8 protein-coding genes are annotated in these 12,362 nt (G+C 62.1%); 6 read left to right on the forward strand and 2 right to left on the reverse strand.

The features are described from left to right. The first annotated feature begins 50 nt into the window (after positions 1–50). Together JKL48_RS20120 and JKL48_RS20125 are read left to right on the forward strand one after the other, a co-directional pair. Positions 51–872, forward strand: coding sequence for a sensor histidine kinase (locus JKL48_RS20120; RefSeq protein ID WP_201986689.1), 822 nt, complete (start codon positions 51–53; stop codon positions 870–872). Then, complete coding sequence (locus tag JKL48_RS20125) at positions 869–1,282, forward strand: response regulator (RefSeq protein ID WP_201986691.1); 414 nt, start codon at positions 869–871, stop codon at positions 1,280–1,282. Before JKL48_RS20120 ends, JKL48_RS20125 begins: the two co-directional genes overlap by 4 nt. 172 nt (positions 1,283–1,454) lie before the next feature. Here JKL48_RS20125 and JKL48_RS20130 read toward each other — a convergent pair whose 3' ends face one another. Next, positions 1,455–4,181 carry a TonB-dependent receptor gene (locus JKL48_RS20130; protein WP_201986693.1) on the reverse strand — a complete coding sequence of 909 codons (2,727 nt, stop codon included), beginning with the start codon at positions 4,179–4,181 and terminating at the stop codon, positions 1,455–1,457. A gap of 160 nt (positions 4,182–4,341) precedes the next feature. On the opposite strand from JKL48_RS20130, the gene JKL48_RS20135 reads away from it, so the two are divergent. After that, on the forward strand, positions 4,342–5,736 hold the full coding sequence (locus JKL48_RS20135; protein ID WP_201986695.1) for a hypothetical protein: 1,395 nt from the start codon (positions 4,342–4,344) through the stop codon (positions 5,734–5,736). A gap of 71 nt (positions 5,737–5,807) precedes the next feature. On the opposite strand, the gene JKL48_RS20140 is transcribed toward JKL48_RS20135, so the two are convergent. Beyond that, a complete protein-coding gene (locus tag JKL48_RS20140) occupies positions 5,808–6,170 on the reverse strand; it encodes an MGMT family protein (RefSeq protein ID WP_201986697.1) in 363 nt (120 codons plus the stop codon). 206 nt (positions 6,171–6,376) lie between these two features. On the opposite strand from JKL48_RS20140, the gene JKL48_RS20145 reads away from it, so the two are divergent. The 3 genes from JKL48_RS20145 to JKL48_RS20155 all read left to right on the forward strand — a co-directional run bounded on the left by JKL48_RS20145 (position 6,377) and on the right by JKL48_RS20155 (position 12,347). Further along, the gene (locus tag JKL48_RS20145) at positions 6,377–7,579 is read left to right on the forward strand and encodes an efflux RND transporter periplasmic adaptor subunit (RefSeq protein ID WP_236668942.1); all 1,203 of its coding nucleotides are present in this window, start codon (positions 6,377–6,379) and stop codon (positions 7,577–7,579) included. Positions 7,580–7,719: 140 nt separating this feature from the next. Further along, on the forward strand, positions 7,720–10,827 hold the full coding sequence (locus JKL48_RS20150; RefSeq protein ID WP_201986701.1) for an efflux RND transporter permease subunit: 3,108 nt from the start codon (positions 7,720–7,722) through the stop codon (positions 10,825–10,827). A 143-nt stretch (positions 10,828–10,970) separates the two neighbouring features. Further along, positions 10,971–12,347, forward strand: a complete 1,377-nt coding sequence (locus JKL48_RS20155; RefSeq protein WP_201986702.1) for a TolC family protein — start codon at positions 10,971–10,973, stop codon at positions 12,345–12,347. Positions 12,348–12,362: the final 15 nt, after the last annotated feature.

The raw sequence follows: 12,362 nt of genomic DNA on the forward strand, positions 1-12,362 counted from the left end.
GGAATTTCTTTTTTTATTCTTTTGCGCTACCTGTCCGTTCGGGCATTCATGTGACTGACTTTTTACCCTTGTTTCTACTCACTCCTACTTTGCTCTTGCTCGTGCTCGGGCTGGTGTGGTTTGTGGTACGTTACCAACGGGCACAAATGCGCCAGCAGCAGGAAGTAGCGCAGCTCAAGGAAGCGGCGCAGCAGCAGGCACTGGCCGCGGCGCTGGTGGCGCAGGAAGACGAACGCCAACGCATTGCCGGCGAATTGCACGACGGCGTGGGCACTATTCTGGCCCTGGCCAAACTGCACCTGTACGCCCCCGGCAGCCCGCCCTCGCCCGAAGCCGGTGCGCTTATCGACCAGGCGGTGGCCGAAGTGCGCCGCATCTCGCGCAACCTTCAGCCCGCTACGCTCCAGCAACTGGGGTTGGCGCAGGCCTTGCGGGCGCTGGTGCAGGCCGTGCCGAGCGACAGCGGCCCCGAAGTACGCCTGGAGCAGGACACCCCGCTGGGCCGGCTCATTCCGCCCCACGAGCTGATGGTGTACCGCATTGCCCAGGAACTCCTCACCAACGGCCTGCTGCATGCCGAAGCGGCCCACATTGTGCTGCGGGTGGCCTCGGTGCCCGGCCAGCTCACCCTCACTTATTCCGACGATGGCCAGGGTTTCGACCTGGCCGACCTGGAAGAACTGCCGCCTCCCGGCCCCCACGGGCAGCCCGTGGGCATGGGGCTCATCAATCTGCGCAGCCGCGTGGCGGTACTCGGCGGGCAGTTGCACTACCATTCCGAACCTGGCGTTGGCACCCGTGTCGAAGCCCTATTGCCCGTTACGCTGTTGCCAGCGGGCACGCCCACCCCTACTTTTTCACTCAACTCATGACCTCTCCCACCTCCGCTGCGGGCGCCGTTCCCGTGCGCCTGGCCATCGTCGACGACCACATTCTGTTTCGCAAAGGTCTGCGGGCACTGCTCAGCGGGTATGCGGGCATCGAGGTGGTGTGCGAAGCCGGCAACGGCCAGGAACTGCTGGAACTGCTTGACCAGGGCAGCAGCCCCAACGTGATTCTGATGGACATGCAAATGCCCATCCTCGATGGCCTGCAAACCACCCGGCTGCTGCGCACCCAGTTTCCGGCCGTGCGCGTGGTCATCATCTCCATGCACGACGACCCCTCCCTGGTGAGCACCGTGCTGGCCGAAGGCGCTCACAGCTACTTGGTAAAAAACACTTCACCGGAAGAGATGCGCAGCGCGGTATTGGCCGCTGCGGCCGCCGGCGCTCGCAAATAGCTAAAAAGCTGGGCAGCGCCCACCGAAACAAGAAAGGCCATGCCGCACGTAGCGCGGCATGGCCCTTTGCTTCTACCGAAGCTGTTCAGGAAGGGCGCCAGACCGGGAAGAACCGACTTCCTAAACCGCTTCATCGTAAGTGTGCGGGGTACTTCCCTGCGCAGCCCAACGCTTACAGCGTGGCCGACAGGCCAACGGTGAACGTACGGCCGCGGTTGAAGAATCCCTGCAACAACGACGCGTCAGTGGCCGACGTGCTGGCGGGCACATCGGTAATGTAGAACTCGTTGAGCACGTTGAGGACGGAGCCTTTGAGGCCCAGGCGAACTTTGTCGCCAAACAAGCGCTTGGGCAGGTCGTAGCCCAGGTGCAGGTCGAGGTTTCGGGAGGTGGGCAGCCGATAGGTATCGGTGCGGCTGGCTTCGCTGAGGAGACTCACGGGGTCGAAGCCGGCGTAGTACTTGGTGAAGAGCAGGAACGAAGGCCGGATGTAGAAGTTATTCACCGGCTCGTAGCGCAGGCCCATCTGGAACTGGTTCTGGGCGGCATCGCCCACGTGCACGCCTTTGAGGTAAATGGGCATGTCGGGGGTACCTATCGGCTGGTTGTTCACGTCGCTTTGGTTCACCACGCCGTTGCCGGCCCAGCGCCAGTCGCCGAGGCTGATGGCGGCGTTGAGCTGCAGCCGGCGGCTGATTTCCTGGGCCACGCTCATCTCGATGCCCATGTGGCGGGCATCCACGTTGCGCACGTTGTTGTAGATGGTGGCATCGCCGCTGCCGCTAATGGAGTTGCTGCTTTTGTTGGTCCAGTAGGTGTAGTAGGCGTTCAGGGTCACTTTCAGGCTGGGGTAGCTAATGCCGTAGCCCAGCTCAAGCGAGGTAATTCCTTCGTTGCGGATGTCGTTATACTTCTGGCCGTTGTTGTTAAAGACGAACTGGTAGAACGGCACCTTGCTGTTGTAGCCCACGTTGGCAAACAGGTTGTCGTGCTCGGTCAGGTTGTAGTTGGCCCCCGCTTTTACGCTGTAGCCGTAGATGTTCACCCAATCGTTTTCGAGGTAGTGGCCGTCGGCATTGGTGTAGCTCTGGCCGTTTATCACCAGGGGCGGTGCACCGTAGGGCACGTCGTAGCTTTTGCCATCCACGGTCACCTGCTTGGGCCGGAAGTAGTCGATGCGCGCGTAGCTGATGCGCGAAACGGTGCCGCTGACCACCGCCGAAAGCAGCGGCGTTTTGTATTCGAGCTGGCCGTAGCCGCCCAGCCACCCTGTTTTGCTGTCGTTGTAGAAGCCGAACTTGTCGCCCACCTTCAGGCGGGTGTTGGCGTCGGCGTTGCGGTTGACGGCCGTACCGGAGCCGATGGCGTAATCGCCGCCCAGCAAGTCCCGGATTTCGCGGTAATGAATGCCATAATAGTAGCGGGCGTCAACGCCGGCCGACAGCGTGAGGCTGGGCTTGAGCAGGTAGTCGAACCCGGAAACCAGCCCGTACCAGCGGTGCGAGTTAACGCTGTTCGCCAGGTACTGCGAGGACAGGCGCTGGCCATCGGCACCCACTTTTTTGTAGTTGTCGTCGTAGGCTTTCTGGAGGTTGTCCTGGCCATCCGCATCCGTCGACAAGGTACTGCCCGCCGCCTGGGAGCCGCCGCCCGTGCCTTTGGAAGCGTAAACCACCGTGGAGATGAACAGCCGGTCGGTCACGTTCCAGAAGTGGTTGAGGTTGACCTGGGGCTTGTGGAAATAGTTTACCCGCTCGTTCACCACTTCCTGGCCGTGACTGATTTTATTGCCGTTGTTATCCAGCGTGTAGCGGTCCACAAGTCCCCAGCCTTTGTTGTATTTGAACCCTCTGTCGCCGGACGATACGGGCGTGGCCCCCAGCTCTTTGGCTTTCTCATTGGAATACACCCCAATCCGCTCGCCAAACGGAATGCGCTGGCCGTGGCTCTGGGGCGAGCCCATGCCGGTGAGGGAAAGGGTGTGCTTGCCCATGCGCTTGCTCACGGTGCCGAAGTAAGTCCAGGCATCGTCAAACGTCTTGTCTACCCAGCCGTCCTGGGTGCGGCGCGCGCCGTAAGCCGTCACGGCCCAGTCGCCCTTGAGCTGGCCGCTGCTGAGCATGAGCGAGTATTTCTGGTAGTTGTTCGAGCCGCCTTCCACGCGGGCCACCACCGAGCGCTTGTCATCGAAGCCTTTGGTGAGCACGTTGATGGTGCCGCCCACGGAAGGCACGGTAATTTTGGAAGCCGACAGGCCCCGCTGCACCTGCAAGGACTTTGTCACGTCGCCCAGGTCCCAGTTCGACCAGTATACCTGGCCGTTTTCCATGTCGTTCACGGGCACGCCGTTGATGAGCACCGCCACGTTGCGCTGGTCGAAACCGCGCACGTTGATGCGCGAGTCGCCGGTGCCGCCGCCCGCGCCCTGGGTGGCGTACACGCCGGGCGTCTCGTTGAGAATCATCGGCAGGTCGCGGTTGGAGAGGGTTTCGCGCAGCTTCACCTCGTTCACGGCCGAGAAGGCCACGGGCGTGGACCGTTCCTGCGCCTGGGCGGCCACCACGGTCACTTCTTCCAGGCTGGCGTTGTCGGAGGCAAGGCTGAAGGAAACCGTTACGCTCTGGGTCGTGATTTTGACGGTTTGGGTCGTGGCCTTGTAGCCGATGAAGCTGGCCTGCACGGTGTAAGTACCGGCCGGCAGGTTGGAAACTTTGTAGGCACCGTCGGCATCGGCCCCGCCGCCGGTGTTCTGGCCATTGCCGGTCACCTGCACGGTGGCGCCCGGCAGGGTTTCGCCGCTCACCTGGTCCACCACGCGCCCGCGGATGGAAAACTTATTTTGGGCCAGGGCCGGCAGGGAAAGCAAAACGGCTAAAAGAGCTGTAAATAAGTGCTTCATACCAAAGAAAAAACCACCCGGCACACTCCGGGGACAACAAATATACAGTATACAGCCTGACCGGGGCTGGCTCTAGCCAGCGGGCTGTAATGGTTTGATGAAGAAGAGCGGGCAAGCGGTAAATTTTCCGCCAGCAAACCGCCAGCAGTAGCTTTGGCCCATGAATCGACCGCTGCTTTGGGGCCTGATTGGCGCCCTGTTTTGGCTAGCGAGCAGCCCCAGCCGGGCCCAGGTGTATTACGTCGACCTGGCCGCTCAGCCCCTGAATCTGCCCGCTTCGGCCTTCGCCGTCGAGCAGGTGCTGGATGGACGCCCCAACCGGGCCGGCATTGGCACGGTGCACCGGGGGCTCAATAACATTCCGCAGGTGGCCGGCTTGCACCCGACGGTGGCAGCGGCCCTCACCGCTTACCTGCAAGCGCAGCTCCCGCCCGGCACCGCCGACAAGCCGCGCCTGGTGCTGGTCATCCGGCAGCTGCAGCTGGCCGAGGAAATAACGGCTTTGTACGAAAAAGCCAGCCTTGAGCTGGCCCTGGACGCCTACGTGCACTTGCCCGACGGCTATCACTACGCGCTGAGCGCCAGTGATTTTATTGAAGGCAAAGGAATGGAAACAACGGCCCGCCACGCGCCCAACCTGGCCCTTGCGCTCCGGCACTGCCTGGCCCAGTGCCAGGGCATCAACTGGGCCAAGAGCGCGGAGCAGCCGGCCCGTTCCCTTGCCTACCTCGAACAAACAGGCCGCCTTGCCGAAGGCACGCCGGTTTACCCGATTCTGGTTGATTCGGTGCGCAAAAAGGGCTACTTCCCCACCTTTTTAGCGTTTCGCAACAACCAGCCGGAGGTCCGGCCCGCGCTGCTGGTCGAAGCCGTGCCCCGCAAAGCCAAGGGCTGGGAGGGCACCTCGGAGGTGAAGCCCTATTTTGCCACGGCCAGCGGCGGCAAAGAATACCTGCGCAACGCATGGGGCTTTTCCGATGGCCGGCAGCTTTATATTTTCCATCACCGCCACTTTGTGCCGTTGGAAAAGAAAAACGGGACGTTCGGTTTCGTTGGTTTTTCGGGGGCCGACCCTGGGGCCGTGAGCACCGGAGCCTTGGTAGGCGGGGCAATTGGCGGGGCCATCGCGGCGGGCGCCACCAACGACCAGCCCACGCCCTACACCGTGAACATGGTCACGGGCGACATCTCGCTCTTCGACGACCCCGGCCTGGTTGCTACCCCTGATACGGCCCTGCTCTGCATTTACCGCCGGGCCGGCACGGCAGGCCCCCCGGTTCAGGTGCTGCTAAACGGCAAGCCCCTGGGCGAACTGGCTGACAATCAATTTCTAACCATTCCCTGGACCGATAAGCTGCACGAACCGCGTTTGTGCCTGGCCGGGACACCGGAGACGTGCTTTGGCTTTCTCCCGGAATTTGGCAAAACGAATTACCTGAGAATCAGTCGTACTCCCGCCGACGCAAGCAAGCCTCCGCTGGAACAGGTAACTGCCAAGGGTGGCGAGTTTGAAATTCGGCAACTCAAGGCCCGCGCCAAAAGCCGGGGTAAATGAGCAGCGTCCCACGTGCGCTACGTCCCGGCGCAGCTTGCCAAGCAACGCTCCCGACCACTCACTGCCAGCCGCTACGCCAGCTCCACGCCGGGGTCCCAGAACAGCTTCCCGAAATCCCCCACCCGGTCTTCTACTACTTGGATGCCTTCGGCTTCGAGGGCTTCCTGCATGGCGAAGGGGGTGGCGTAGTGCAGGCGGCCGGTGAGGTGGCCCAGGCGGTTGAGCACGCGGTGGGCGGGCACGTATGGGGCGGCGGTGTGGGCGGCCATCATGGCGTAGCCCACGGTGCGGGCGCCGTGCCGGGCGCCGAGGTAGTGCGCAATGGCCCCGTAGGTGGTAACGCGGCCGGCCGGCACGAGGCGCACGACTTCGTGCACGTCCTGAAAAAAATTGCGCGGCTCGGGCGGGGTGACGGCGGTGGGCTTCGGCTTCATCGGGACGAAGATAGTCTCGGTCAGGGTGATGCCGTTCTACGTCTATTAGTGGCCAAGCCGCGCAACCTTTCGAGCGAAATTTGCACTATATGAGTTCGGCCCGACGGCATATTCGTTCCTTCGGACGCCGGTTGTCGTATAGCCAAACTACCCCACGTGAGAGCCCAGGCTTCTCACACCACTCGTGCGTTTTGCTTTTTATGCCTTTGGAAACTCCTACCGCTGCCGCCTCCAAAACCTGGGACACCACCACGTCTGCCCCCGTCGTTCCGGAGCCGTCCACCCCGCCCGCTACGCCACCACCGCGCAAGCGTGGCTGGCTGGGCTGGCTGCTGGCGGCCGTCGTTATTGCGGGCATGGCCTGGGCCAAGGCGAAGTATTTTCCCAGCCCCACCGCGGGCGAAAAAGGCGGGGGCAAAGGCGAGAAAGGCAGTGGCAAAGGCGGCAAGGGCGGTGGGTCCGGCGGAGCCGGAGCCAAAGTACCGGTGCAGGTATACGTGGTGGCCGCCACCAAGCTTTCCGATGAAGTGGCCTCCACCGGCTCGGTACTGGCCGACGAGTCGGTGACCATCCAGAGCGAGATTTCGGGCAAAATCACCAGCCTCAATATTCAGGAAGGACAGCCGGTGCGCAAGGGCCAGCTGCTGTTCACCATCAACGCGGCCGATGTGCAGGCCCAGTTGCAAAAGCAGGAATACAACATCAAGCTCTACCGCGACCAGGAGCAGCGCCAGCGCACGCTGCTGGCCAAAGAATACATCAGCCGGCAGGAATACGAGCAGTCGCAAAACGCCTTGCTCACGGCTCAGGCCGACCTGGCTGCGCTGCGCGTAACGCTGCAAAAAGCTTTCGTGCGGGCGCCGTTCGACGGGATTTTGGGGCTGCGCAATACCTCGGTGGGCGCCTACGTGTCGCCGGGCACGGCCATCACCACGCTCTCGCGGGTGAAGCCGGTAAAAATCGACTTCAACGTGCCCAGCCGCTTCGCACAATCGGTGCGCGTAGGCGACCCGGTGCTGGTGACCGACGAGGCCACTACCCAGAAAATCGAGGCCAAGGTGTACGCCATCAACCCGCAGATTGACCCGGTTTCGCGCACGCTGCCGGTGCGGGCCGTGTATGCCAACACCCACATGGAGCTGCGCCCCGGCGGGTTCGTGAAAGTGAACCTGGAGCTGGGCGAAACGGCTGAGGCATTGCAGATTCCGACCGAATCGGTGGTGCCGGTGGCCAGCGGCTACACGGTGTTCACGGTGAAGAAGGGCAAGGCCGCCGTGCAGCCCGTCAACATCGGGGTGCGCTCGGACAAGGTCATTCAAATCACCAAGGGCCTGGCCGTGGGCGACACCGTCATTCGCACCGGCATTTTGCAGGTGAAGGCGGGCGACCGGGTGAGCATTCAGAAGTAAGCAGCAGCACGCCTGTCATCCTGAGCGTAGCGAAGGACCTTCTCACGGCTGAGTCGTTTGGCTTACTACAGGTTGTTTAGCGGTGAGAAGGTCCTTCGCTACGCTCAGGATGACACAGAAATTTCATAGACCAAACTAAAATGAGCCTTTCTTCCGTCAGCATCAACCGGCCGGTCCTCGCCATTGTGATGAGCTTGCTCATCGTAATTTTCGGGGCCATTGGGTTTCGCTCGCTCGCTATTCGCGAGTACCCGAGCGTCGACCCGCCCATCATCACGGTCCAAACGAGCTACACCGGCGCTTCGGCCGACGTCATTCAGTCGCAGATAACCGAGCCGCTCGAGGAAGGCATCAACGGCATCGCGGGCATCCGCAACCTGTCGAGCACCAGCCGCGACGGGGCCAGTACCATTACCGTGGAGTTTGACCTCGGGGTAGACCTGGAAGCTGCCGCCAACGACGTGCGCGACAAGGTATCGAGCGCGCAGGGCCGCCTGCCGCGCGACGTAGACCCGCCCACCGTGAGCAAGGCCAACGCCGACTCCTCCCCCATCATTCTGAGTTACTTAAGCAGCTCGTCGCGCACCCTGCTGGAGCTGACGGACTACGCCAACAACGTGCTAAAGGAGCGGCTCCAAACCATTCCCGGCGTGAGCGAAATCCGGGTGTGGGGCGAGCGCAAGTACTCCATGCGCCTCTGGCTCGACCCGGTGAAAATGGCCGCCCTTGGCATCTCGCCCGTGGACGTGCAGCAGGCCCTGGCCCGCGAAAACGTGGAGCTGCCCAGCGGCGCGGTGCAAGGCCAGAGCACGCAATTGTCGTTGCGCACCATGGGTCGCCTGTCGTCGGTGACGGATTTCAACAACCTGATTATCCGCAACGACCCGACCTCGCTGGTCCGCCTCACCGACGTGGGCTACGCCGAGCTTTATCCCGAGAACGACCAGACCATCCTGCGCCGCAACGGCATTCCGATGGTGGGCGTGATGGCCATTCCGCAGCCGGGCGCCAACCAGATTGCCATCACCGACGAGTTTAACAAGCGGATGAAGCAATACCAGAACGACTTGCCCAAAGACCTGAAAATCAGCAGTGGGTTTGACAATTCGGTCTTTATTCGCGCCTCGATAGCGGAGGTGGAGGACACCATCATTGAAGCTTTCGCATTGGTGGTGGTCGTCATTTTCCTGTTCCTGCGCGACTGGCGTTCCACCATCATTCCGGTGGTGGCCATTCCGGTGTCGCTCATCGGCATTTTCTTCGTGATGGACCTCATGGGCTTCTCCATCAACGTGCTGACGCTGCTAGCCATCGTGCTGGCCATCAGCCTGGTAGTAGATGATGCCATTGTGGTGCTAGAGAATATCTACAGCAGAATCGAGGAAGGAGAAACCCCACTCGAAGCCGCCAAAAACGGCTCGGAGGAAATTTTGATGGCTGTTATTTCAACCACCATCGTGCTGGCGGCGGTGTTTCTGCCGGTGGTATTTCTGTCGGGCATCACGGGCAAGCTGTTCCGCGAATTCGGCATTGTGCTGGCCGGCTCGGTGCTGATTTCGGCCTTCGTGTCGCTCACGCTTACCCCCATGATGTGCTCGAAGCTGCTGAAACGAGAAGGCGGCCACAACTGGCTCTACCGCAAGACCGAGCCCTTCTTCCAGGCCCTGACCAACGGTTACCGCGAGGCCTTGGTCACTTTCCTCGACCGCCGCTGGCTGGCTTGGGGCCTGGTGGCGCTGACGGGCGTCGGCATCTGGTATTTTATGAAAACCCTGCCAACTGAGCTGGCCCCGGTAGAAGACCGCAACCGTCTCAGCATCAACGCCACGGCGCCGGAAGGCGCGTCGTTTGAGTACATGGACGACTACGTGAACCAGCTTGCGAAGGCCTTGGCCGACAGTTCGCGCCAGGATGCCGACAACATCCTGACCGTGACTTCGCCGGGCGGGGGCAGCAGCGGCGGCGCGGCCAACTCGGCCATTGCCCGCGTGCTGCTCAAAGACCCCGAAGCCCGCCCCCACACCCAGCAGCAGCTGGCCGATATTCTCACCGCGACGGTGAAGAAATACACCGGCGCCCGCGTATCCGTCTCACAGGACCAGAGCATTAGCTCCGGCGGTGGGGGCGGCCGCGGCGGCAGCCTGCCCGTGGGCTTCGTGGTGCAAACCCAGGATTTTGATAAGCTAACGGCGGCCGTGCCCAAGTTTCTGGAAGCTGCGCAGGCCGACAAAACGTTCAGCTTCGTGGACGTGAACCTGAAGTTCAACAAGCCCGAGCTGCGCGTGGTGATTGACCGCGAGAAGGCCCAGACCCTGGGCGTGAGCGTGCAGGACATCAGCCAGACCTTGCAGGCCGGCCTCAGCGGCCAGCGCTACGGCTACTTCATCCGCAACGGCAAGCAGTACCAGATTATCGGCCAGGTGGCCCGCGAAGACCGGAACCAGCCGCTCGACGTGCGCACCCTGAACGTGAAAAGCCGCAGCGGCAAGCTGGTGCAGCTCGACAACGTGATTCGCCTGGAGGAGAAGAGCACGCCGCCGCAGCTCTACCGCTTCAACCGCTACAACGCGGCCACGTTCTCGGCCTCGCTGGCCAAGGGCAAGACGCTGGGCGAAGGCATCGCCGCCATGCAGGCCATTGCCGATAAGCAGCTGGACGACTCGTTCTCTACGGCCCTCACGGGGCAGTCGCGCGACTTTGCCGAAAGCTCGTCCTCGGTGCTGTTTGCCTTTGGCCTGGCCCTGGTGCTGATTTACCTGATTCTGGCCGCGCAGTTCGAGAGCTTCCGCGACCCCGGCATCATCATGGTGACGGTGCCGCTGGCGTTGTCGGGGGCCTTGTTCAGCCTCTGGTATTTCAACCAGACCATGAACCTGTTCTCGCAAATCGGCATCATCATGCTGGTGGGCCTGGTGACGAAAAACGGCATTCTCATCGTCGAGTTTGCCAACCAAAGCGTGGAGAAAGGCGCCGACTACATGACGGGTTTGATTGAGGGCTCGGCCGCCCGTTTCCGTCCCATTCTGATGACGAGCCTGTGCGCCGTGCTGGGCATTTTGCCCATTGCGCTGGCGCAGGGCGCGGGCGCGCTGGGCCGCCGGGCCATGGGCATTGGCGTGGTGGGTGGGCTGCTGTTTGCCACGGGCCTCACGCTGTTTGTGGTGCCGGTGATGTACTCGTATTTCGCTACTGCTAAGAAACATTCGGCTAAAAAAGTAGCGGCCGAGCCGGAAGCGGTGACGGCGTAATGTTTTTATTAAGAACGTCATGCTGAGCGCAGCGAAGCATCTCTACCGTTTCGTCAGTTCAGCCTGCCCCAACCTGATAATTGATTTAGTGCTGCGGTAGGGATGCTTCGACTACGCTCAGCATGACGTTCTTTTTTCCTTGCATGAAACTCCCAACGCTTCTTTTCCTTTCCCTCCTGCCCTTCGCCAGCTTGGCGCAGCAGATTCCGAAGGCGCGGCCCAACCAGTTGGCGCGGCCGGCTTCGGTGCCGTCGGCCCCGCCTCTCTCGCTCCAGCAGGCCATTGCCGAAGCGTTGCAGCACAATTACGGCATCCTGCTTTCGCGCCAGGATGAGCAGATTGCGCAGAATAACGTGACCCGCGGCAACGCCGGCCAGCTGCCCAGCCTCACCGGCAACCTCACCCGCACCTTCAACAACAACAACATCAACCAGCGCTTCGGCGAGGCTGACCCGCGCATTGTGAACGGGGCCAGCTCCAACGCTTTTAATACCAACGTGACGCTGGGCTGGACGATTTTCGACGGGTTTGGCATGTTCATCGCCTACGACCGGCTGAAAACCCTGCGCCAGCAGCAGCAGCAAATCACGCGCGCAACGGTGGAAGAAACCGTGGAAACCGTGACCAATGCTTACTACGACGTGGTGCGCCAGGCCGGCAAAATCACCTCGCTGGAAGAGGCCCTCAAAATTGGCCAGGCCCGCATCGACCTCACCCAAGCGCAGGTCGACGTGGGCGTGAGCGCCAAGGTGGAAGTCCTCACGGCCCGCGTGGACTACAATGCCGACCGCAGCCTGCTCCTGCAACAGCAGCAGGCCCTGACGGCTGCCAAAATCACCCTCAACAACCTGCTGGGCCGCACCCCGCGCACCGATTTTGCGCCCTCCGACAGCCTCACCGTGACGCGCGACCTCAACCAGGAAACCATCACGGCGGGCATCAAGGCCAATAACCCGCGCCTGGCCCAGGCCCGGCTGGGCGTGGACGTGGCAACCTACGACCGACGCCTCATCCGGGCCTCGCGCTTTCCGCAGGTGGGCCTGGTTTCGGGCTATGGCCTCACGCGCAACATCAACAACGCGGCGTTTGCGGGCACTACGCTCACGTCCAGCGTCAACCAGGTGCAGGGGCTGAACTACGGGGTTACGGCTTCGGTGCCCATCTTCAACGGGTTCAACCTGCGCCGCCAGGAGCAAAACGCCCGCGTGGCGGAAGAGCAAAGCCAGCTGACCCTGGCCCAAACCGACCTGCAACTCGACGCCGACGCCGCCACAGCCTTTGCCCAGTACCAGAACTACATCCAGCTGCTCGACCTCGAAGAAACCAACATTCAGCTGGCCCGCCAGAACGTGGCCATTGCCCTGGAGCGCTACCGCCTGGGCCTGCTCACGCCCCTGGCCCTGCGCGAAGCCCAGCGCAATGAGCTGGACGCCGAAACCCGCCTGCTGGACATCCGGTACTCGGCCAAGCAGGCCGAAATTGCCCTGCGCCGCCTCAGCGGCGAACTGGTGCGGGGGTAACGCCTGCGGCTTAAT

Source organism: Hymenobacter rubidus, from assembly GCF_016734815.1.
In the GTDB taxonomy this organism is placed as follows: Bacteria; Bacteroidota; Bacteroidia; order Cytophagales; family Hymenobacteraceae; genus Hymenobacter; species Hymenobacter rubidus.